21 protein-coding genes are annotated in these 20,434 nt (G+C 57.0%); 18 read left to right on the top strand and 3 right to left on the bottom strand.

What is annotated here, in order from left to right:
• Position 1: 1 nt before the first annotated feature.
• From recF to dnaA, 3 genes are read right to left on the bottom strand one after another with little or no spacing between them, the layout of a single operon-like run.
• Complete coding sequence (recF, locus tag BK670_RS28850; protein WP_123454898.1) at positions 2 to 1,105, bottom strand: DNA replication/repair protein RecF; 1,104 nt, start codon at positions 1,103 to 1,105, stop codon at positions 2 to 4.
• 14 nt (positions 1,106 to 1,119) lie between these two features.
• The gene (gene dnaN / locus BK670_RS28845) at positions 1,120 to 2,223 is read right to left on the bottom strand and encodes a DNA polymerase III subunit beta (RefSeq protein WP_007911887.1); all 1,104 of its coding nucleotides are present in this window, start codon (positions 2,221 to 2,223) and stop codon (positions 1,120 to 1,122) included.
• A 39-nt stretch (positions 2,224 to 2,262) separates the two neighbouring features.
• Positions 2,263 to 3,789 carry a chromosomal replication initiator protein DnaA gene (gene dnaA, locus BK670_RS28840; RefSeq protein WP_123454895.1) on the bottom strand — a complete coding sequence of 509 codons (1,527 nt, stop codon included), beginning with the start codon at positions 3,787 to 3,789 and terminating at the stop codon, positions 2,263 to 2,265.
• Between the two features lie 566 nt (positions 3,790 to 4,355).
• On the opposite strand from dnaA, the gene rpmH reads away from it, so the two are divergent.
• The 18 genes from rpmH (at position 4,356) to BK670_RS28745 (ending at position 20,339) form a co-directional block, all read left to right on the top strand.
• A complete protein-coding gene (gene rpmH, locus BK670_RS28835) occupies positions 4,356 to 4,490 on the top strand; it encodes a 50S ribosomal protein L34 (RefSeq protein WP_003213577.1) in 135 nt (44 codons plus the stop codon).
• A 16-nt stretch (positions 4,491 to 4,506) separates the two neighbouring features.
• The gene (rnpA, locus tag BK670_RS28830) at positions 4,507 to 4,908 is read left to right on the top strand and encodes a ribonuclease P protein component (protein ID WP_042704971.1); all 402 of its coding nucleotides are present in this window, start codon (positions 4,507 to 4,509) and stop codon (positions 4,906 to 4,908) included.
• A complete protein-coding gene (gene yidD, locus BK670_RS28825; protein WP_010465488.1) occupies positions 4,901 to 5,146 on the top strand; it encodes a membrane protein insertion efficiency factor YidD in 246 nt (81 codons plus the stop codon). The genes rnpA and yidD overlap by 8 nt, the downstream gene beginning before the upstream one ends.
• 2 nt (positions 5,147 to 5,148) lie before the next feature.
• Positions 5,149 to 6,831, top strand: coding sequence for a membrane protein insertase YidC (yidC, locus tag BK670_RS28820; RefSeq protein WP_123454893.1), 1,683 nt, complete (start codon positions 5,149 to 5,151; stop codon positions 6,829 to 6,831).
• Positions 6,832 to 6,912: 81 nt separating this feature from the next.
• Positions 6,913 to 8,283, top strand: coding sequence for a tRNA uridine-5-carboxymethylaminomethyl(34) synthesis GTPase MnmE (mnmE, locus tag BK670_RS28815; protein WP_123454891.1), 1,371 nt, complete (start codon positions 6,913 to 6,915; stop codon positions 8,281 to 8,283).
• A gap of 551 nt (positions 8,284 to 8,834) precedes the next feature.
• Complete coding sequence (mnmG, locus tag BK670_RS28805; RefSeq protein ID WP_123454889.1) at positions 8,835 to 10,733, top strand: tRNA uridine-5-carboxymethylaminomethyl(34) synthesis enzyme MnmG; 1,899 nt, start codon at positions 8,835 to 8,837, stop codon at positions 10,731 to 10,733.
• Positions 10,730 to 11,374 (top strand): 16S rRNA (guanine(527)-N(7))-methyltransferase RsmG, encoded by a 645-nt coding sequence (gene rsmG, locus BK670_RS28800; protein WP_123454887.1) that lies wholly within the window; start codon positions 10,730 to 10,732, stop codon positions 11,372 to 11,374. Before mnmG ends, rsmG begins: the two co-directional genes overlap by 4 nt.
• 18 nt (positions 11,375 to 11,392) lie before the next feature.
• The gene (locus BK670_RS28795; protein ID WP_007911909.1) at positions 11,393 to 12,190 is read left to right on the top strand and encodes a ParA family protein; all 798 of its coding nucleotides are present in this window, start codon (positions 11,393 to 11,395) and stop codon (positions 12,188 to 12,190) included.
• A gap of 9 nt (positions 12,191 to 12,199) precedes the next feature.
• A complete protein-coding gene (locus BK670_RS28790) occupies positions 12,200 to 13,072 on the top strand; it encodes a ParB/RepB/Spo0J family partition protein (protein WP_123454885.1) in 873 nt (290 codons plus the stop codon).
• A 148-nt stretch (positions 13,073 to 13,220) separates the two neighbouring features.
• Positions 13,221 to 13,628, top strand: a complete 408-nt coding sequence (locus BK670_RS28785) for a F0F1 ATP synthase subunit I (protein WP_003229783.1) — start codon at positions 13,221 to 13,223, stop codon at positions 13,626 to 13,628.
• A 16-nt stretch (positions 13,629 to 13,644) separates the two neighbouring features.
• A complete protein-coding gene (gene atpB, locus BK670_RS28780) occupies positions 13,645 to 14,514 on the top strand; it encodes a F0F1 ATP synthase subunit A (protein ID WP_007911917.1) in 870 nt (289 codons plus the stop codon).
• 133 nt (positions 14,515 to 14,647) lie between these two features.
• On the top strand, positions 14,648 to 14,905 hold the full coding sequence (gene atpE, locus BK670_RS28775; protein WP_003097235.1) for a F0F1 ATP synthase subunit C: 258 nt from the start codon (positions 14,648 to 14,650) through the stop codon (positions 14,903 to 14,905).
• 59 nt (positions 14,906 to 14,964) lie between these two features.
• Positions 14,965 to 15,435 carry a F0F1 ATP synthase subunit B gene (locus BK670_RS28770; protein WP_003229781.1) on the top strand — a complete coding sequence of 157 codons (471 nt, stop codon included), beginning with the start codon at positions 14,965 to 14,967 and terminating at the stop codon, positions 15,433 to 15,435.
• A 12-nt stretch (positions 15,436 to 15,447) separates the two neighbouring features.
• The gene (locus tag BK670_RS28765; RefSeq protein ID WP_007911956.1) at positions 15,448 to 15,984 is read left to right on the top strand and encodes a F0F1 ATP synthase subunit delta; all 537 of its coding nucleotides are present in this window, start codon (positions 15,448 to 15,450) and stop codon (positions 15,982 to 15,984) included.
• 21 nt (positions 15,985 to 16,005) lie between these two features.
• A complete protein-coding gene (gene atpA / locus BK670_RS28760; protein ID WP_007911958.1) occupies positions 16,006 to 17,550 on the top strand; it encodes a F0F1 ATP synthase subunit alpha in 1,545 nt (514 codons plus the stop codon).
• A gap of 50 nt (positions 17,551 to 17,600) precedes the next feature.
• On the top strand, positions 17,601 to 18,461 hold the full coding sequence (atpG, locus tag BK670_RS28755; RefSeq protein ID WP_008084419.1) for a F0F1 ATP synthase subunit gamma: 861 nt from the start codon (positions 17,601 to 17,603) through the stop codon (positions 18,459 to 18,461).
• 27 nt (positions 18,462 to 18,488) lie between these two features.
• The gene (gene atpD, locus BK670_RS28750) at positions 18,489 to 19,868 is read left to right on the top strand and encodes a F0F1 ATP synthase subunit beta (protein ID WP_025112247.1); all 1,380 of its coding nucleotides are present in this window, start codon (positions 18,489 to 18,491) and stop codon (positions 19,866 to 19,868) included.
• A gap of 45 nt (positions 19,869 to 19,913) precedes the next feature.
• Positions 19,914 to 20,339: a F0F1 ATP synthase subunit epsilon gene (locus BK670_RS28745; protein WP_007954164.1), complete on the top strand. Its 426-nt coding sequence runs from the start codon at positions 19,914 to 19,916 to the stop codon at positions 20,337 to 20,339.
• The last annotated feature ends 95 nt before the right edge of the window (positions 20,340 to 20,434 follow it).

The following is a 20,434-nucleotide window of genomic DNA, read 5'->3' as shown; positions in this document are numbered from 1 at the left end:
TTCACTCCCGATGGTCGTGGGTCTGGGTGATACGGCCCTGTTCCACGTGGAACAGAGCGACTGGCGTTTCCGTCTGCCAGCCTTCCCTCAATAATTCGTGATCTACACAGGTGATAAACACCTGGCAGCGTAAGTCTTCCAGCAAGCGGCACAGCGCGCGACGATGGCTCTCGTCCAGCTCGGACGGCAAGTCATCCACCAGATAAATACACTGACCGCGGCGGGCCTGGCTGACCAAATGCCCTTGGGCAATCCGTAGTGCACAGACCACCAACTTCTGCTGACCCCGGGACAAAATGTCCGCGGCGTTGTGTGCGCCCAATCTAAGACGCAAGTCAGCCCGTTGCGGTCCGGCCTGGGTATGACCCATTTGCTGATCCCGTTGCACGGATCCAGCCAGTACGGCACTCAATTCCCGGTCTTTGTCCCAGCCTCGGTAATAGCTGAGCGTCAAACCCTCAAGCTCAACCAGTTCGCTCAAGGTTTGTTCAAAGACTGGTTTCAAGGCTTTGATGTAGGCGCGGCGGTATTCATCGATTTCAGCGCTGGCCTGGCACAGTTCCCTGTCCCAAACCGCTTGCGAAACGGCGTCAAGTGTACCATGCCGCAGCCAGGAGTTTCTCTGGCGCAAGGCCTTCTGCAAACGCTGCCAGGTGGTCATGAAACGCGGTTCGACGTGGAACACGCCCCAGTCGAGAAACTGCCGACGAATCTTCGGTGCCCCTTCGAGCAGACGGAAGCTGTCGGGGTTGATCAACTGCAGTGGCAGAATCTCCGCCAGTTGCGCAGCGCTGCGAGCGTTCTGACCGTCGATGCGGATCTGGAACTCGCCCTGGCGATCGCGCGATATCCCCAACGCACTATGGCCACCCTCGGCCAATTCGACCTGACCGAACACCGTACAGGCAAGTTGCTCGTACTGGATGACGGGCAACAGCCGCGTGCTACGAAACGAACGGGCAATCCCCAGCAGGTGAATGGCTTCCAGAACACTGGTTTTGCCGCTGCCGTTAGCGCCGTAAAGAATGTTGATGCGGGGGGAGGGGGAGAAGGTCACCGGGTGCAGATTGCGCACCGCGGTGACCGAAACACGACTTAAGGACATCCAGGGTCAGCTGATTACAGACGCATCGGCATGACAACGTAAGCCGAATCGTCGTTGTCGGACTCTTGCACCAGCGCACTGCTGTTGGAGTCGGACAGGATCAGACGAACCTGCTCGGTGGTCATCACGCCCAGCACGTCGAGCAAGTAGCTCACGTTGAAGCCGATTTCCAGAGAGCCGCCGTTGTATTCAACGCCCACTTCTTCTTCCGCTTCTTCCTGCTCCGGGTTATTGGCCTGGATCTTCAACTGACCGCTGGCCAGTTGCAGACGGATACCACGGTACTTCTCGTTGGACAGAATCGCGGTACGGCTGAACGCTTCACGCAGGGCCTGACGATCGCCCAGCACCAGTTTGTCGCCACCCTTCGGCAGTACGCGCTCGTAGTCCGGGAATTTGCCGTCGACAAGTTTCGAGGTAAAGGTGAACTCGCCAGTGGTCGCACGGATGTGGTGCTGACCCAATACGATGCTGACGTTGCCATCTGGCTCGGTGAGCAGACGTGCCAGTTCAAGGATACCTTTGCGCGGCACGATCACCTGATGGCGATCCGGCTGGCCGATATCGGCTTTCATCGAGCACATGGCCAGACGGTGACCGTCGGTGGCCACAGCGCGGATGATGCCTTCGGACACTTCCAGCAGCATGCCGTTGAGGTAATAACGCACGTCCTGCTGGGCCATGGCGAAGCTGGTGCGTTCGATCAGGCGACGCAGCTTGCTTTGCTCAAGGCTGCACGTCAGCGAACCCGGACCCTCTTCAACGGTCGGGAAATCGTTGGCAGGCAGGGTCGACAGGGTGAAGCGGCTACGGCCAGCCTTCACGACCAGCTTCTGCTCGTCGACCTTGATGTCGATCAGCGCGTCGTTGGGCAGGCTTTTGCAGATATCCATCAGCTTGCGCGCAGGCACGGTGATGGAACCTGTTTCAGCCGGCTCTTCAAGTTGCACACGACCAACCAGCTCGACTTCGAGGTCGGTACCGGTCAGCGACAGTTGCTGGCCTTCGACAACCAGCAGCACGTTGGAGAGTACCGGCAAGGTCTGTCGGCGCTCGACGACGCCTGCGACCAGTTGCAGGGGTTTCAACAGGGCTTCGCGTTGAATGGTGAAATGCATGGTCTAGTCCCTTGCCTTAATAAGCTGCGCTGGTGTTCATCAAGTGGTCAGTGTACGCAGCAGGTTCTTGTAGTCCTCGCGGATGTCCGCGTCGGATTCCTTAAGTTCGTTGATCTTGCGGCAGGCGTGCAACACGGTCGTGTGGTCGCGGCCACCAAACACATCGCCGATTTCCGGCAGGCTGTGGTTGGTCAGTTCCTTGGACAAGGCCATGGCCACCTGACGCGGACGAGCCACCGAGCGCGAACGGCGCTTGGACAGCAAGTCCGATATCTTGATCTTGTAGTACTCGGCGACGGTACGCTGAATGTTATCCACAGAGACCAGTTTGTCCTGCAACGCCAACAGGTCTTTCAGGGATTCGCGAATCAGCTCGATAGTGATGTCGCGGCCCATGAAGTGCGAGTGAGCGATCACGCGTTTCAGCGCGCCTTCGAGCTCACGGACGTTGGAGCGAATGCGCTGGGCAATGAAGAACGCGGCGTCATGCGGCAACTCGACTTTGGCCTGGTCGGCCTTCTTCATCAAGATCGCTACGCGGGTTTCCAGTTCTGGCGGCTCGACAGCAACCGTCAGGCCCCAGCCGAAGCGCGATTTGAGGCGCTCTTCAAGGCCTTCGATTTCTTTCGGGTAGCGGTCACTGGTGAGAATGACCTGCTGCCCACCTTCAAGCAGGGCGTTGAAGGTGTGGAAAAACTCTTCCTGCGAGCGCTCTTTGCGGGCGAAGAACTGAATATCGTCGATCAGCAAAGCATCCACCGAACGGTAGAAGCGCTTGAACTCGTTGATCGCATTCAGTTGCAGCGCCTTGACCATGTCGGCCACGAAACGCTCGGAATGCAGGTACACGACCTTGGCATTCGGGTTCTTCTTTAATAGATGGTTACCCACCGCGTGCATCAAGTGGGTTTTACCCAGGCCGACGCCGCCATAAAGGAACAGCGGGTTGTAGCCGTGCTTGGGATTGTCCGCCACTTGCCAGGCCGCCGCGCGGGCGAGCTGGTTGGATTTACCTTCGACGAAGTTTTCGAAGGTGAAGGTGCGGTTCAGGTAACTGGTGTGCTTGAGTGCGCCTTCGACCTGCACGGTGCGCTGTTCGGCGCGAACCGGGGCTTGCTGCGAAGCGGCACCGGACATCGGGTCGAAACTGTCGCGAGACGGTTCATCGCTGACTTCCGGGCTTTTCTGCGTAGAGCGCTTGGCCGTCGGTGCAGGCGTCTGTGTGGCTGCCGGCATATTCGCAGGTGCGGCATTGGCCTGAGCCTGGGAAACCTGTGCGGCGGCCAGCGGTGCATTCGGTGCGGCACGCGGTGCCGAGCTGCGCTTACTGCCTATTAATAAGGAGAGCGCCGGCGCCATGCCGTTGCCATGCTCATCCAGCAGTTCAATGACGCGGCCCAGGTACTTTTCGTTGACCCAGTCCAGCACAAAACGGTTCGGTGCGTAGACGCGCAACTCGTCGCCTTCGGCTTCGACCTGTAGTGGACGGATCCAGGTGTTGAATTGTTGGGCAGGCAGCTCCTCGCGCAAAAGCTCCACGCACTGCTGCCAAAGTTCCACTGACACGGATATCCCCTAAGTTGAAAGCCGGTGAGGCAAAAACAAGCGGCCATTGTAGCGGCGAGCAGCCCACTTATCCACATGCAGGTTGCCCGGTGACCATGATTTATCAATGCGTTAAATCGAAAAAAGGCGACCAACGGTGTGTGAATAAGCTCTGTGGATAACCGCCTCTAAGGGCACTGGACAACTGGGGGTTGAACTCGGTGGATAACCTGCCTGTGGATAACAGGCCTTTTCACACACAGGTTATCCGATAGCGCAGCACAGGCTTAACACGGTTTTCCACTGTAGTTGTCATTCTCTGTACATCAGGCCCAATAAGGCCTGATGACACTTATCCACAGAAGATGGCGTGCCTAGCTTTTATAAGCTTTACAGAAAAGCTTTAAATAATTCCCTTCTTTATTTTTATGTTTGGCAGACAGGCATTCAGCCAGAGACAGCCGCAAGATCTATTTATAAGGAAACGCTGGTTGGAAATTGACCTGAAGGCTTGCTTTCTCTAGAATCCCCGGTCTCTTAAAACGGGGGCCATTCCGGCCCGTTGTGGACGAACCAGGTAACACGACATGAAACGTACTTTCCAACCAAGCACTATCAAACGCGCTCGTACCCACGGTTTCCGTGCTCGCATGGCTACCAAGAACGGCCGCGCAGTCCTGTCGCGTCGTCGCGCCAAAGGTCGTGCGCGTCTGGCAGTTTGATAATCCGGTACTGGAGGTGAGTCAGGACTTCAGTCGGGAAAAGCGTCTGCTTACTCCCCGGCATTTCAAGGCAGTCTTTGACTCCCCTACCGGCAAGGTTCCGGGGAAAAATCTCCTGCTCCTTGCACGCAACAACGATCTTGATCACCCCCGTCTCGGGCTGGTTATCGGGAAAAAGAGCGTAAAGCTCTCCGTTGAGCGCAATCGCCTCAAACGTTTGATGCGCGAATCGTTCCGTCTGCACCAGGATTCACTGGTCGGCTGGGACATCGTTATCGTCGCGCGCAAAGGTCTGGGCGATGTAGAAAACCCCGAATTGATTCAGCATTTCGGCAAGCTCTGGAAGCGTCTGGCACGCAGCAAGCCAGTTCCAGAAGTCAAAACCGAAACTGTAGGGGTAGACAGTCCAGATGCGTAAACTGGCCCTCGTTCCGATCCAGTTTTATCGCTATGCCATTAGTCCTTTGATGGCCAGCCACTGTCGTTTCTACCCCAGTTGTTCCTGCTACGCGTATGAAGCCATCGAAAATCATGGCCTTCTGCGCGGTGGCTGGCTGACCTTTCGTCGTTTAGGTCGCTGTCATCCGTGGAATCCCGGTGGTTATGACCCGGTTCCACCTATCCCTACCTCCCGTTCTTCTTCGATGGCCGAGTAATCATGGATATCAAACGCACGATCCTGATCGTCGCCCTGGCAATCGTGTCCTACGTTATGGTTCTTAAATGGAACCAGGACTATGGCCAGGCTGCCCTGCCGACTCAGAATGTTGCTTCCAGTACGACTACATCCGGTTTGCCGGACACCGCCACTGGCAATAATGCTGCCGCTAGTGACGATATTCCGCGCGCCGCTAGCGATACCAGCGTACCTGCCGAAACTCCGGTAGCCGCCAGCAAGGATCTGATCCAGATCAAAACCGACGTGCTCGATCTCGCGATCGATCCACAGGGTGGCGATGTTGCTCAACTGACCTTGCCTCTGTATCCACGTCGTCAGGATCGTCCTGATGTGCCGTTCCAACTGTTCGATAACGGCGGCGAACGTGTTTATCTGGCACAAAGCGGTCTGATCGGCACCAACGGCCCGGACGCAAATCCGGCCGGTCGTCCGGTCTACTCCTCGGAGAAGAAGACTTATCAACTGGCTGACGGTCAGGACCAACTGGTCGTCGACCTGAAGTTCAGCAAGGACGGCGTCAACTACATCAAGCGTTTCACTCTGAAACGTGGCCTGTATGACGTAGCCGTTTCCTACATTGTGGATAACCAGAGCGCTCAGCCCTGGAATGGCGCGATGTTCGCCCAGTTGAAGCGCGACAACAGCGCCGATCCTTCGTCCACAACCGCTACTGGCACCGCGACTTACCTGGGCGCCGCCCTGTGGACAAGTTCGGAGCCGTACAAGAAAGTGTCCATGAAGGACATGGACAAGGCGCAGCTCAAAGAAACCGTCACCGGTGGTTGGGTAGCCTGGCTGCAACACTACTTCGTGACTGCGTGGATTCCGGCCAAGGGCGAAAACAACATCGTCCAGACCCGTAAAGACAGCAAAGGCAACTACATCATCGGTTACACCGGTCCTACGCTGACCGCTGCTCCGGGTGCCAAAGTTGAAACCAGCGCTGTGTTGTACGCCGGTCCGAAAAGCCAGGCTGTGCTGAAAGAGTTGTCCCCAGGTCTGGAACTGACCGTCGACTACGGCATTCTGTGGTTCATTGCCCAGCCAATCTTCTGGCTGCTGCAACACATCCACGCCATTGTCGGTAACTGGGGCTGGTCGATCATCTTCCTGACCATGCTGATCAAGGGTATTTTCTTCCCTCTGTCGGCTGCCAGCTACAAATCGATGGCGCGCATGCGTGCCGTTGCGCCGAAACTGGCTGCTCTGAAAGAGCAACATGGCGATGACCGGCAGAAAATGTCGCAAGCCATGATGGAGCTGTACAAGAAAGAGAAGATCAATCCGCTGGGTGGCTGCTTGCCAATCCTTGTGCAGATGCCGGTTTTCCTTTCGCTGTATTGGGTTCTGCTGGAAAGCGTGGAAATGCGCCAGGCGCCATTCATGCTGTGGATCACTGACCTGTCGATCAAGGATCCGTTCTTCATTCTGCCGATCATCATGGGTGCAACCATGTTCATCCAGCAGCAACTGAACCCGACTCCGCCGGATCCGATGCAGGCGAAGGTCATGAAAATGATGCCAATCATCTTCACCTTCTTCTTCCTGTGGTTCCCTGCAGGTCTGGTGCTGTACTGGGTTGTGAACAACTGCCTGTCGATTGCACAACAGTGGTACATCACGCGTAAGATCGAAGCGGCGACGAAAAAAGCCGAGGCGTAACTTGCACTGTGGATAACACCACTCAAAACGCCCCCTAGTGGGGCGTTTTGCTATCTGCCACTTTTGTCTGGATTCCGGTTTATGAGCACACCTCGTGAAACCATTGCCGCCGTCGCCACCGCTCAAGGTCGCGGCGGGGTGGGTATCGTCCGTATTTCCGGGCCGTTGGCCAGTGTTGCAGCGCAAGCCATCAGCGGCCGTGAACTGAAACCGCGTTACGCCCATTACGGGCCGTTTTTCAGTGACGACCAGCAAGTGCTCGATGAAGGTCTGGCGCTGTATTTCCCGGGGCCAAACTCGTTTACCGGCGAAGACGTGCTGGAACTGCAGGGCCACGGCGGCCCGATCGTGCTGGATATGCTGCTCAAGCGTTGCCTGGAATTGGGCTGTCGCTTGGCCCGTCCGGGTGAATTCAGTGAACGTGCCTTCCTCAATGACAAACTCGACCTGGCCCAGGCCGAGGCGATTGCCGATTTGATCGAGGCCAGTTCTGCACAGGCTGCGCGCAATGCCCTGCGTTCATTACAGGGCGCGTTTTCCCAACGTGTGCATAACCTGACCGAACAACTGATCGGTCTGCGCATCTACGTCGAAGCCGCGATCGACTTCCCGGAAGAAGAAATCGACTTCCTCGCCGACGGCCATGTGCTGAGCATGCTCGACAAAGTGCGCGATGAGTTATCCACAGTGCTGCGCGAGGCCGGGCAGGGTGCGTTGTTGCGCGATGGCATGACCGTGGTGATTGCCGGTCGTCCAAATGCCGGCAAGTCCAGCCTGTTGAATGCCTTGGCCGGTCGGGAAGCGGCGATCGTCACCGAGATTGCCGGCACCACGCGAGATATCCTGCGCGAACATATCCACATCGACGGCATGCCACTGCACGTTGTCGATACCGCCGGTCTGCGCGACACCGATGATCAGGTAGAAAAGATCGGCGTCGAGCGGGCACTGAAGGCCATCGGAGAAGCAGATCGCGTGTTGCTGGTCGTCGATGCGACGGCGCCAGAAGCGTTGGACCCGTTCGCCTTATGGCCGGAATTTCTTGAAGTACGCCCCGATCCGGCGAAGGTCACTCTGATTCGTAATAAAGCAGATCTTACGGGCGAGGCCATTGCCCTGGAAGTCAGCGATGACGGCCACGTGACCATCAGCCTGAGCGCCAAATCGGCAGGTGAAGGACTGGAAGTACTGCGTGATCATCTCAAGGCCTGCATGGGGTACGAGCAAACCTCTGAAAGCAGTTTCAGTGCTCGCCGCCGGCACCTGGAAGCCTTGCGCCACGCCAGTGCGGCGCTGGAACATGGTCGCGCACAGCTGACTTTGGCGGGGGCTGGTGAGCTTCTGGCCGAAGATCTGCGCCAAGCCCAGCACTCTCTGGGTGAAATCACCGGGGCCTTCAGCTCCGATGATCTGCTGGGGCGGATCTTTTCCAGCTTCTGCATCGGTAAGTAACCCGCCGGTGCATTCAAACGGGCCCGTTCGTGGCCCGTTTTTGTTTCTTCTTTCTAAATATCAGCCTCAGTGCCCGACTGATTCTCCAGTTCGAGCGGTATTTTCGTGCCCGGAATTCATCCGATTATGAATTTTCTGTGGATTAAGCCCTGTGAATAACTGCCACTAAGGTCAGTTGATAACAGGGCTTCAAAACTGGATATAACCCCCTCTGTGGATAACCACCCCTTTCATCCACAGGCTTACACCGGTTATCCAAGGGCCTCATTGGTACATGAGCACAGGGTTTTGAAACTCTGTACACATTGAATATAAAGGCCTGTAGCAATCTATCCACAGAAAGGTCGCTCAGTAAGAATAAACATAAAAACAAAGGTTTTATAAATTTCTCTCTTTTTTATTCTTTTAACCTCGAGTTCTCCACAGCTGGTTAAACTTTGTGCAAAGGGTTCTTTAGGAAGGGCGAAGTCCCTATACTTGTCGACCAGGTCCAGAAACCTGATCTCAAACTATTTCCTGAATGACCTACTTAAGCAGGCACGAGGTGCGTGGTGGATTTCCCTTCCCGTTTTGAAGTGATCGTCATCGGCGGCGGTCATGCCGGTACCGAGGCAGCACTGGCCTCAGCACGTATGGGGGCTAAAACCCTGTTGCTGACGCATAACGTGGAAACCCTCGGTGCCATGAGCTGCAACCCGGCCATCGGTGGTATTGGCAAAAGCCATCTGGTCAAGGAAATCGACGCCCTCGGCGGCGCGATGGCCATGGCTACCGATTTGGGCGGCATCCAGTTTCGTGTGTTGAACAGCCGTAAAGGCCCGGCCGTGCGGGCAACCCGTGCGCAAGCCGACCGGATTCTTTACAAGGCCGCTGTCCGCGAAATCCTGGAAAACCAGCCGAACCTGTGGATATTTCAACAGGCTGCTGATGACCTGATCGTCGAGCAAGAACAAGTCCGTGGTGTTGTCACCCAGATGGGTCTGCGCTTCTTCGCCGATTCCGTGGTGTTGACCACCGGTACGTTCCTCGGCGGACTTATCCACATCGGTTTGCAGAATTTTTCCGGCGGCCGCGCCGGTGATCCGCCCTCGATCGCATTGGCTCACCGTCTGCGTGAACTGCCACTGCGTGTCGGTCGCCTGAAAACCGGTACGCCGCCGCGTATCGACGGCAAGTCTGTGGATTTCTCGGTGATGACCGAGCAACCCGGCGATACGCCGATCCCGGTGATGTCGTTCATGGGCAACAAAGAACAGCATCCACGCCAGGTCAGCTGCTGGATTACTCACACCAACGCCCGCACTCACGAAATCATCGCGGCGAACCTCGACCGTTCGCCGATGTATTCGGCTGCCGGCGAGATCGAAGGCATCGGCCCGCGCTATTGCCCGTCGATCGAAGACAAGATCCACCGCTTTGCTGACAAGGAAAGCCATCAGGTGTTTATCGAACCGGAAGGTTTGACCACCCATGAGCTGTATCCGAACGGGATATCCACAAGCTTGCCGTTCGATGTGCAATTGCAGATCGTGCAATCGATTCGCGGCATGGAAAACGCGCACATCGTGCGTCCGGGCTATGCGATCGAGTACGACTACTTCGATCCGCGTGACCTGAAGTACAGCCTCGAAACCAAAGTCATCGGCGGTTTGTTCTTTGCCGGACAGATCAACGGCACCACCGGTTACGAAGAAGCAGGTGCCCAGGGTTTGCTGGCCGGGGCCAACGCGGCACTGCGCGCCAAGGGCAAAGAAGCCTGGTGTCCGCGTCGCGATGAAGCGTACATCGGCGTGTTGGTCGACGACCTGATCACTCTCGGCACCCAAGAGCCGTACCGCATGTTCACTTCCCGTGCCGAGTACCGCCTGATTCTGCGCGAGGACAACGCAGACCTGCGTCTGACCGAAAAAGGTCGCGAGCTCGGCCTGGTCGATGATGCGCGTTGGGCGGCCTTCTGTAAGAAACGCGAAAGCATCGAACTCGAAGAGCAGCGTCTGAAAAGCACCTGGGTTCGCCCGGGTACGCAGCAGGGCGATGCCATTGCCGAGAGATTCGGCACGCCGCTGACCCACGAATACAACTTGCTCAACCTCTTGAGTCGTCCGGAAATCGACTACGCTGGTCTAGTCGAAGTGACCGGCAACGGCGCCGAAGACCCACAGGTCGCCGAACAGGTTGAAATCAAGACCAAGTACGCCGGTTACATCGACCGTCAACAGGACGAAATCGCCCGTCTGCGCGCCAGTGAAGACACGAAACTGCCTGTGGATATCGATTACACCAACATTTCCGGTCTCTCCAAGGAGATCCAGAGCAAGCTCGGCGCGACTCGTCCAGAGACGCTTGGCCAGGCTTCGCGGATCCCGGGCGTGACCCCGGCAGCGATTTCGCTGTTGATGATTCATTTGAAAAAACGCGGCGCGGGCCGTCAGTTGGAGCAAAGCGCTTGAGTTCTAAGGTCACTTCGCAACACGCCGAAGAGTTATCCACAGGAGCCCGCGAGCTCGGTGTCAACCTCACTGAAACCCAGCACGAATTGCTGCTGGGTTATCTGGCCCTGTTGATCAAATGGAACCAGGCCTACAACCTGACCGCTGTGCGCGATCCGGACGAAATGGTTTCGCGGCACTTGCTCGATAGTCTGAGCGTGATGTCGTTCATCGAAAACGGCCGCTGGCTCGACGTCGGCAGCGGCGGCGGCATGCCGGGTATCCCGTTGGCGATCCTGTATCCGGACGCGCAAGTGACCTGTCTGGACAGCAACGGCAAGAAAACCCGCTTCCTGACCCAGGTCAAACTCGAACTCAAACTGGATAACCTGCAAGTTATCCACAGTCGTGTCGAAGCCTTGCAGCCAGCCCAGCCATTCAACGGGATCATTTCCCGGGCGTTCAGCAGCATGGAAAACTTCACCAACTGGACTCGCCACCTCGGCGATGCCGATACACGCTGGCTGGCAATGAAGGGCGTTCATCCGGCCGATGAGCTGGTAGCATTGCCGGCAGACTTCAAACTCGATAGCGAACACGCCCTGGCCGTACCCGGTTGCCAAGGCCAACGCCATCTGCTGATACTGCGCCGCACGGCATGATTGGGAACACAAGCAAGAATGGCTAAGGTATTCGCGATAGCGAACCAGAAGGGTGGTGTGGGCAAGACCACCACCTGCATCAACCTCGCAGCATCCCTGGTCGCGACCAAGCGTCGGGTGCTGTTGATCGATCTCGATCCACAGGGCAACGCCACCATGGGTAGCGGTGTGGATAAACACGGCCTGGAAAACTCGGTCTACGACCTGCTGATCGGCGAATGCGACCTGGCCCAGGCCATGCACTATTCCGAGCACGGCGGTTATCAACTGCTGCCAGCCAACCGCGACCTGACTGCGGCCGAAGTGGTGCTGCTGGAAATGCAGATGAAGGAAAGCCGTCTGCGCAGCGCGCTGGCGCCGATCCGTGAAAACTACGATTACATTCTGATCGACTGCCCGCCGTCGCTGTCGATGCTCACGCTGAACGCACTGGTCGCCGCTGACGGGGTGATCATCCCGATGCAGTGCGAGTATTTTGCACTCGAAGGCTTGAGTGACCTTGTGGATAACATCAAGCGCATCGCTGAACTGCTCAATCCGAACCTGAAAGTCGAAGGCCTGCTGCGCACCATGTACGACCCGCGCCTGAGCCTGATGAACGATGTTTCGGCGCAGCTCAAGGAACACTTCGGCGAGCAGCTCTACGACACAGTGATCCCGCGCAACATCCGCCTGGCCGAAGCACCGAGCTATGGTATGCCGGCGCTGGCCTATGACAAGCAATCGCGCGGCGCTCTGGCTTATCTGGCCCTGGCCGGCGAGATGGTTCGCCGTCAGCGCAAAAATTCACGCATCGCCGCCGCTCAGGCAACTTAAGGAATCCCCATGGCCGTCAAGAAACGAGGTCTCGGACGTGGACTGGATGCACTGCTGAGTGGTCCGACGGTCAGCGCGCTGGAAGAACAAGCGGCGCAAGCTGACACCCGCGAGCTGCAACACCTGCCGCTGGACCTGCTCCAGCGTGGCAAATATCAGCCGCGCCGGGACATGGATCCGCAAGCACTGGAAGAACTGGCGTCGTCAATCAAGGCTCAAGGTGTGATGCAACCGATCGTGGTTCGCCCGATTGGCGGTGGCCGCTTCGAAATCATTGCCGGTGAACGCCGCTGGCGCGCGAGTCAGCAGGCCGGGCAGGAAACCATCCCGGCGATGGTTCGCGATGTGCCGGATGAAACCGCGATTGCCATTGCGCTGATCGAGAACATCCAGCGTGAAGACCTCAATCCGATCGAAGAAGCGGTGGCCCTGCAGCGTTTGCAGCAGGAATTCCAGCTGACCCAGCAGCAAGTCGCCGAGGCTGTGGGTAAGTCCCGCGTGACTGTGGCTAACCTGTTGCGGCTTATTGCGCTGCCGGAAGTCATCAAGACCATGCTGTCCCACGGCGACCTGGAAATGGGTCATGCCCGTGCTTTGCTCGGTCTGCCCGACAATCAGCAGGTGGAAGGGGCGCGACATGTTGTCGCACGCGGCCTGACCGTGCGCCAGACTGAGGCACTGGTTCGTCAGTGGTTGAGCGGTAAACCGGAGCCTGTCGAAGCCACTAAACCCGACCCGGATATCGCTCGCCTCGAACAGCGTCTGGCCGAGCGCCTAGGCTCTGCGGTGCAGATTCGCCACGGGAAGAAGGGAAAGGGTCAGTTGGTGATCGGTTACAACTCCCTCGATGAGCTTCAAGGTGTGCTCGCACACATCCGCTGAAACATTTCCACATGTAGCGAGCAGTCGGAAATCACTACCTGACAGTTGAATAGGGGCAGAACCGCCCCTATACTCTGCGCGCATTTTGTCGGCACAAATTATGCCAAGTTATTGAATTCTGGCAGCCGACCATTGGAGAGCAAATGTGATGGAAACCCGCAAGCCAAACCGCCTGCCGTTCCATCGCCTGGCGGTTTTTCCGGTGTTGATGGCTCAATTTGTCATTTTGCTGATTGCCGCTTTGGCGCTCTGGCAATGGCACGGAGTCGTTGCCGGATACTCGGGACTTTGCGGAGGCCTGATAGCCTTGCTGCCCAATGTTTATTTCGCTCACAAGGCATTTCGGTTTTCCGGCGCCCGAGCAGCCCAGTCCATCGTCCGGTCTTTTTATGCCGGCGAGGCAGGCAAACTGATTTTGACGGCAGTGCTCTTTGCACTGGTGTTTGCAGGTGTGAAGCCACTGGCGCCGATAGCAGTATTCGGCGCGTTCGTGCTGACTCAGTCGGTCAGCTGGTTCGCTCCCCTGCTGATGAGAACAAGACTTTCGAGACCTTAGGGCGTTTGAGGCAACCATGGCAGAAACAACCGCTTCGGGCTATATCCAGCACCACTTGCAGAACCTGACCTTCGGTCAGCTACCTAACGGCGGCTGGGGCTTTGCCCATACCGCAGCAGAAGCCAAAGAAATGGGCTTCTGGGCTTTCCACGTCGATACTCTCGGCTGGTCGGTCGCGTTGGGTCTGATCTTCGTACTTCTTTTCCGCATGGCGGCAAAGAAAGCGACTTCGGGTCAGCCGGGTGCTTTGCAGAACTTCGTTGAAGTATTGGTCGAATTCGTCGATGGCAGCGTGAAAGACAGCTTCCATGGCCGTAGCCCGGTGATTGCACCGTTGGCACTGACCATCTTCGTCTGGGTGTTCCTGATGAACGCCGTCGACCTGGTACCGGTCGACTGGATTCCTCAGCTGGCCATCCTGATCTCCGGTGACCACCACATCCCGTTCCGCGCCGTGTCGACTACCGACCCGAACGCGACCCTGGGCATGGCGTTCTCGGTTTTCGCACTGATCATTTTCTATAGCATCAAGGTCAAGGGCTTCGGCGGCTTCATCGGCGAGCTGACCCTGCACCCGTTCGGCAGCAAGAACATCTTCGTTCAAGCCCTGCTGATCCCGGTGAACTTCCTGCTGGAATTCGTGACCCTGATCGCCAAACCGATCTCTCTGGCTCTGCGTCTGTTCGGCAACATGTATGCCGGCGAGCTGGTGTTCATTCTGATCGCTGTGATGTTCGGCAGCGGCCTGCTCTGGCTGAGCGGCCTGGGCGTTGTTCTGCAGTGGGCGTGGGCTGTGTTCCACATCCTGATCATCACGCTGCAGGCGTTCATCTTCATGATGCTGACCATCGTCTACCTGTCGATGGCGCACGAAGAAAACCATTAAGGCCAGTCTCGACTAGTCTGATGTCCTTCCCGGTCAAACGGGAAGGGGCTCTTCACAGGGCACCTGAAACGATTTGTTTTACCGCTTTAATCTAAAAAACCTAAACCATACGACGTAAAAGTCGGGAGGAAAGATGGAAACTGTAGTTGGTCTAACCGCTATCGCTGTTGCACTGTTGATCGGCCTGGGCGCACTGGGTACCGCAATTGGTTTCGGCCTGCTGGGCGGCAAGTTCCTGGAAGGCGCAGCGCGTCAGCCAGAAATGGTTCCAATGCTGCAAGTTAAAATGTTCATCGTTGCCGGTCTGCTCGACGCCGTAACCATGATCGGTGTTGGTATCGCTCTGTTCTTCACCTTTGCGAACCCGTTCGTTGGTCAGATCGCTGGCTAATTACCCGGATTCTTCCGAGTAATTTGGTGTGATGGACAACGTAACTGCGAGGTGTTGGCGTGAACATTAATGCGACCCTGATTGGCCAGTCCGTTGCGTTCCTGATTTTTGTACTGTTCTGCATGAAGTATGTATGGCCTCCGGTCATCGCTGCTCTGCACGAACGTCAAAAGAAGATCGCTGATGGTCTGGACGCTGCCAGCCGTGCAGCTCGCGACCTGGAGTTGGCCCAAGAAAAAGCGGGTCAGCAACTGCGCGAAGCGAAAGCTCAGGCAGCTGAAATCATCGAGCAAGCCAAGAAACGCGGTAACCAGATTGTCGAAGAGGCCGTTGAAAAGGCCCGTGTCGATGCTGACCGTGTGAAGGTTCAGGCTCAAGCCGAGATCGAACAGGAACTGAACAGTGTCAAAGACAAGCTGCGCGCCCAAGTGGGCTTGCTGGCTGTCGGCGGCGCCGAGAAGATCCTGGGTGCCACAATCGATCAAAACGCGCACGCAGAGCTGGTTAACCAACTGGCTGCTGAAATCTAAGCGAGGGCGATCATGGCAGAACTGACCACGTTGGCCCGACCTTACGCTAAGGCGGCCTTCGAGCACGCTCAGGCCCACCAGCAACTGGCCAATTGGTCAGCCATGCTCGGCCTGGCTGCAGCGGTGTCGCAAGACGACACCATGCAGCGCGTGCTCAAGGCCCCGCGACTGACGAGCGCAGAAAAGGCCGCCACGTTTATTGACGTGTGCGGCGACAAGTTTGATGCCAAGGCACAGAACTTCATCAATGTCGTTGCCGAAAACGACCGTCTCCCGCTTCTGCCGGAGATTGCCGCTCTTTTCGACCTGTACAAGGCCGAACAAGAGAAGTCGGTAGACGTTGAAGTGACCAGTGCTTTTGCATTGAACCAAGAACAGCAAGACAAACTCGCCAAGGTTCTCAGTGCACGACTCAACCGGGAAGTGCGCCTGCAAGTTGCGGAGGATGCTGCCCTTATAGGTGGTGTCGTTATCCGCGCCGGCGACCTGGTTATCGATGGCTCGATTCGCGGCAAAATCGCGAAACTTGCCGAAGCATTGAAATCTTGAGTTTGAAGGGGCAGCAGAGCAATGCAGCAACTCAATCCTTCCGAAATAAGTGAAATTATCAAGGGCCGCATCGACAAGCTCGATGTGACCTCCCAAGCCCGTAACGAAGGCACTGTCGTCAGCGTATCTGACGGTATCGTGCGGATTCACGGTCTGGCCGACGTTATGTACGGCGAGATGATCGAGTTTCCGGGCGGCGTCTACGGTATGGCCCTCAACCTGGAGCAAGACTCCGTAGGTGCCGTTGTACTGGGCGCTTACCAGTCTCTGGCTGAAGGCATGAGCGCCAAGTGCACCGGCCGCATCCTCGAAGTTCCGGTTGGTAAGGAACTGCTGGGTCGCGTAGTCGACGCACTGGGTAACCCTGTTGACGGCAAAGGTCCACTGGGCAACACCTTGACCGACGCGGTCGAGAAAGTTGCACCGGGCGTGATCTGGCGTAAGTCGGTAGACCAGCCTGTACAGACTGGCTACAAGGCTGTCGATGCCATGATCCCTGTCGGCCGTGGCCAGCGTGAGCTGATCATCGGTGACCGTCAGATCGGTAAAACCGCTCTGGCGATCGACGCGATCATCAACCAGAAAGACAGCGGCATTTTCTGCGTCTACGTAGCCATCGGTCAGAAACAATCGACCATCGCCAACGTGGTTCGCAAGCTGGAAGAAAACGGCGCCCTGGCCAACACGATCATCGTGGCTGCCAGTGCTTCGGAATCTCCTGCGCTGCAATTCCTGGCACCGTACTCCGGTTGCACCATGGGTGAATTCTTCCGCGACCGCGGTGAAGACGCGCTGATCGTTTATGACGATCTGTCCAAGCAAGCAGTGGCTTACCGCCAGATTTCCCTGCTGCTGCGCCGTCCACCAGGCCGTGAAGCTTACCCAGGCGACGTGTTCTATCTCCACTCCCGTCTGCTGGAGCGCGCATCCCGCGTTTCGGAAGAGTACGTAGAGAAGTTCACCAACGGCGCAGTGACCGGCAAAACCGGTTCCCTGACCGCACTGCCGATCATCGAAACCCAGGCTGGCGACGTTTCCGCGTTCGTTCCGACCAACGTGATTTCCATCACCGACGGTCAGATCTTCCTGGAATCGGCCATGTTCAACTCGGGCATCCGCCCTGCAGTGAACGCCGGTGTTTCGGTATCCCGTGTGGGTGGTGCCGCTCAGACCAAGATCATCAAGAAGCTCTCCGGTGGTATCCGTACCGCTCTGGCTCAGTACCGTGAACTGGCGGCATTCGCCCAGTTCGCTTCTGACCTGGACGAAGCGACCCGTAAGCAACTTGAGCATGGTCAGCGCGTTACCGAGCTGATGAAGCAGAAGCAATACGCACCAATGTCGATCGCTGACATGGCGCTGTCGCTGTATGCCGCTGAGCGTGGGTTCCTGACTGACATTGAAATCGCCAAGATCGGCAGCTTCGAACAAGCGCTGATTGCTTTCTTCAACCGCGATCACGCCGATTTGATGGCCAAGATCAACGTTAAAGGTGACTTCAATGACGAAATCGACGCTGGCATGAAAGCCGGTATCGAGAAGTTCAAGGCCACCCAAACCTGGTAAGCCGCAGCGGGAGCCGCGAGGCTCCCGCTTGCTAACCTGATAGGTGTTACATGGCAGGCGCAAAAGAGATTCGCAGTAAGATTGCGAGCATCAAAAGCACGCAAAAGATTACCAGCGCCATGGAAAAAGTGGCGGTCAGCAAAATGCGCAAGGCACAAATGCGCATGGCTGCTAGCCGTCCTTATGCGGAGCGTATCCGCCAGGTAATTGGGCATCTGGCCAACGCCAACCCGGAATACCGCCACCCGTTCATGATCGACCGCGCCATCAAGCGTGTCGGCTATGTCGTTGTGAGCAGTGACCGTGGTTTGTGCGGCGGCTTGAACACCAACCTGTTCAAGGCCCTGGTCAAGGACATGGCGGTAAACCGCGAAAACGGCGTCGAGATTGATCTGTGTGTTGTTGGTAGCAAGGGTGCGGCCTTTTTCCGCAACTTCGGCGGTAACGTCGTTGCAGCTATCAGCCACCTGGGTGAAGAGCCGTCGATCAATGATCTGATCGGCAGCGTCAAGGTGATGCTGGATGCCTACCTGGACGGCCGTATTGACCGCCTGTCCGTGGTGTCCAACAAGTTCATCAACACCATGACGCAACAGCCTACCGTGGAGCAGTTGATTCCACTGGTAGCTACCCCGGATCAGGATCTCAAGCACCACTGGGACTATCTCTACGAACCGGATGCCAAAGAGCTGCTTGACGGCTTGATGGTCCGCTACGTTGAGTCGCAGGTCTACCAGGCGGTGGTCGAGAACAACGCGGCTGAACAAGCTGCGCGGATGATCGCGATGAAGAACGCTACCGACAACGCCGGTGATTTGATCAGCGATTTGCAGCTGATCTACAACAAGGCGCGTCAGGCTGCGATCACCCAAGAGATCTCGGAAATCGTCGGCGGCGCTGCCGCGGTTTAACGGTTCAAATATTCAGAGGATCCAGCTATGAGTAGCGGACGTATCGTTCAAATCATCGGCGCCGTTATCGACGTGGAATTTCCACGCGACAGCGTACCGAGCATCTACAACGCGCTGACTGTACAAAGCGCGGCCGCAACCACTCTGGAAGTTCAGCAACAGCTGGGCGACGGCGTGGTTCGCACCATTGCGATGGGTTCCACCGAGGGCTTGAAGCGCGGTCTGGAAGTTACCGACTCTGGCGCAGCCATCTCCGTACCGGTCGGTAAAGCGACCCTGGGCCGGATCATGGACGTCCTCGGCAACCCGATCGACGAAGCTGGCCCGATCGACACTGAAGAGCGTTGGGGCATTCACCGTCCAGCGCCTTCGTTCGCTGAGCAAGCAGGCGGCAACGACCTGCTGGAAACCGGCATCAAGGTTATCGACCTGGTTTGCCCGTTTGCCAAAGGCGGTAAAGTCGGTCTGTTCGGTGGTGCCGGTGTAGGCAAAACCGTAAACATGATGGAACTGATCCGTAACATCGCCATCGAGCACAGCGGTTATTCCGTGTTCGCCGGTGTGGGTGAGCGTACTCGTGAGGGTAACGACTTCTACCACGAGATGAAGGACTCCAACGTTCTGGACAAAGTGGCACTGGTTTACGGTCAGATGAACGAGCCGCCGGGAAACCGTCTGCGCGTAGCACTGACCGGCCTGACCATGGCCGAGAAGTTCCGTGACGAAGGTAACGACGTTCTGCTGTTCGTCGACAACATCTATCGTTACACCCTGGCCGGTACTGAAGTATCCGCACTGCTGGGCCGTATGCCTTCGGCAGTAGGTTACCAGCCGACCCTGGCTGAAGAGATGGGCGTTCTGCAAGAACGTATCACTTCGACCAAGGAAGGTTCGATCACCTCGATCCAGGCGGTATACGTACCTGCGGACGACTTGACCGACCCGTCGCCAGCGACCACCTTCGCCCACTTGGACGCCACCGTCGTTCTGTCCCGTGACATCGCTTCCCTGGGTATCTACCCAGCGGTAGATCCACTGGATTCGACTTCGCGCCAGCTGGACCCGAACGTAATCGGCCAGGACCACTACGACACCGCTCGCGGCGTTCAGTACGTTCTGCAACGTTACAAAGAGCTGAAGGACATCATCGCGATCCTGGGTATGGACGAGCTGTCGGAAGCCGACAAGCAGTTGGTAAACCGTGCTCGTAAGATCCAGCGCTTCTTGTCGCAGCCGTTCTTCGTGGCTGAAGTCTTCACCGGTGCTTCGGGTAAATACGTTTCCCTGAAAGACACCATTGCTGGCTTCAAAGGCATCCTCAACGGTGACTACGACCACCTGCCAGAACAAGCGTTCTACATGGTTGGCGGCATCGAAGAAGCGATCGAGAAAGCCAAGAAACTGTAATCCCGGCGCCCGGCAACGGGCGCTAATTTAGGTTGAGGCAATCAGATGGCTATGACAGTCCATTGCGATATCGTCAGCGCGGAAGGGGAAATCTTTTCCGGCCTGGTCGAGATGGTGATTGCGCACGGTGCACTGGGTGATCTTGGTATCGCTCTGGGTCACGCGCCGCTGATCACTAATCTGAAGCCAGGTCCGATCCGCCTGATCAAGCAAGGCGGGGAAGCCGAGGTGTTCTACATCTCCGGTGGTTTCCTCGAGGTTCAGCCGAACATGGTCAAGGTGCTTGCCGATACCGTGCAACGCGCCGCCGACCTGGATGAAGCTCAGGCCCAAGCAGCTCTCAAGGCTGCCGAAGCTGCTCTGCACGAGAAGAGCGCAGATTTCGACTACGGAGCTGCCTCCGCACGTCTGGCCGAGGCTGCAGCTCAGCTGCGCACCGTCCAGCAGATCCGCAAGAAGTTTGGCGGTTAATCCGTCAGCCGCTTGTTGTGCGATTGATAAAAAAGGGTAGCCTCGGCTACCCTTTTTTCTTTTCCGAATTCCCGAAACCCGGTCGCAGTTGCTGA

The organism is Pseudomonas fluorescens, assembly GCF_003732425.1.
GTDB classification, from domain to species: Bacteria; Pseudomonadota; Gammaproteobacteria; order Pseudomonadales; family Pseudomonadaceae; genus Aquipseudomonas; species Aquipseudomonas fluorescens_BE.
This window is presented reverse-complemented; position numbering and strand designations above follow the sequence as displayed.

Coding starts and splice junctions, on each gene's coding strand:
- recF (WP_123454898.1), bottom strand. CDS start 1,105: ATGTCCTTAAGTCGTGTTTCGGTCACCGCGGTGCGCAATCTGCACCCG.
- dnaN (WP_007911887.1), bottom strand. CDS start 2,223: ATGCATTTCACCATTCAACGCGAAGCCCTGTTGAAACCCCTGCAACTG.
- rpmH (WP_003213577.1), top strand. CDS start 4,356: ATGAAACGTACTTTCCAACCAAGCACTATCAAACGCGCTCGTACCCAC.
- yidD (WP_010465488.1), top strand. CDS start 4,901: ATGCGTAAACTGGCCCTCGTTCCGATCCAGTTTTATCGCTATGCCATT.
- yidC (WP_123454893.1), top strand. CDS start 5,149: ATGGATATCAAACGCACGATCCTGATCGTCGCCCTGGCAATCGTGTCC.
- mnmE (WP_123454891.1), top strand. CDS start 6,913: ATGAGCACACCTCGTGAAACCATTGCCGCCGTCGCCACCGCTCAAGGT.
- BK670_RS28795 (WP_007911909.1), top strand. CDS start 11,393: ATGGCTAAGGTATTCGCGATAGCGAACCAGAAGGGTGGTGTGGGCAAG.
- BK670_RS28790 (WP_123454885.1), top strand. CDS start 12,200: ATGGCCGTCAAGAAACGAGGTCTCGGACGTGGACTGGATGCACTGCTG.
- BK670_RS28785 (WP_003229783.1), top strand. CDS start 13,221: ATGGAAACCCGCAAGCCAAACCGCCTGCCGTTCCATCGCCTGGCGGTT.
- atpB (WP_007911917.1), top strand. CDS start 13,645: ATGGCAGAAACAACCGCTTCGGGCTATATCCAGCACCACTTGCAGAAC.
- atpE (WP_003097235.1), top strand. CDS start 14,648: ATGGAAACTGTAGTTGGTCTAACCGCTATCGCTGTTGCACTGTTGATC.
- BK670_RS28765 (WP_007911956.1), top strand. CDS start 15,448: ATGGCAGAACTGACCACGTTGGCCCGACCTTACGCTAAGGCGGCCTTC.
- atpA (WP_007911958.1), top strand. CDS start 16,006: ATGCAGCAACTCAATCCTTCCGAAATAAGTGAAATTATCAAGGGCCGC.
- atpG (WP_008084419.1), top strand. CDS start 17,601: ATGGCAGGCGCAAAAGAGATTCGCAGTAAGATTGCGAGCATCAAAAGC.
- atpD (WP_025112247.1), top strand. CDS start 18,489: ATGAGTAGCGGACGTATCGTTCAAATCATCGGCGCCGTTATCGACGTG.
- BK670_RS28745 (WP_007954164.1), top strand. CDS start 19,914: ATGGCTATGACAGTCCATTGCGATATCGTCAGCGCGGAAGGGGAAATC.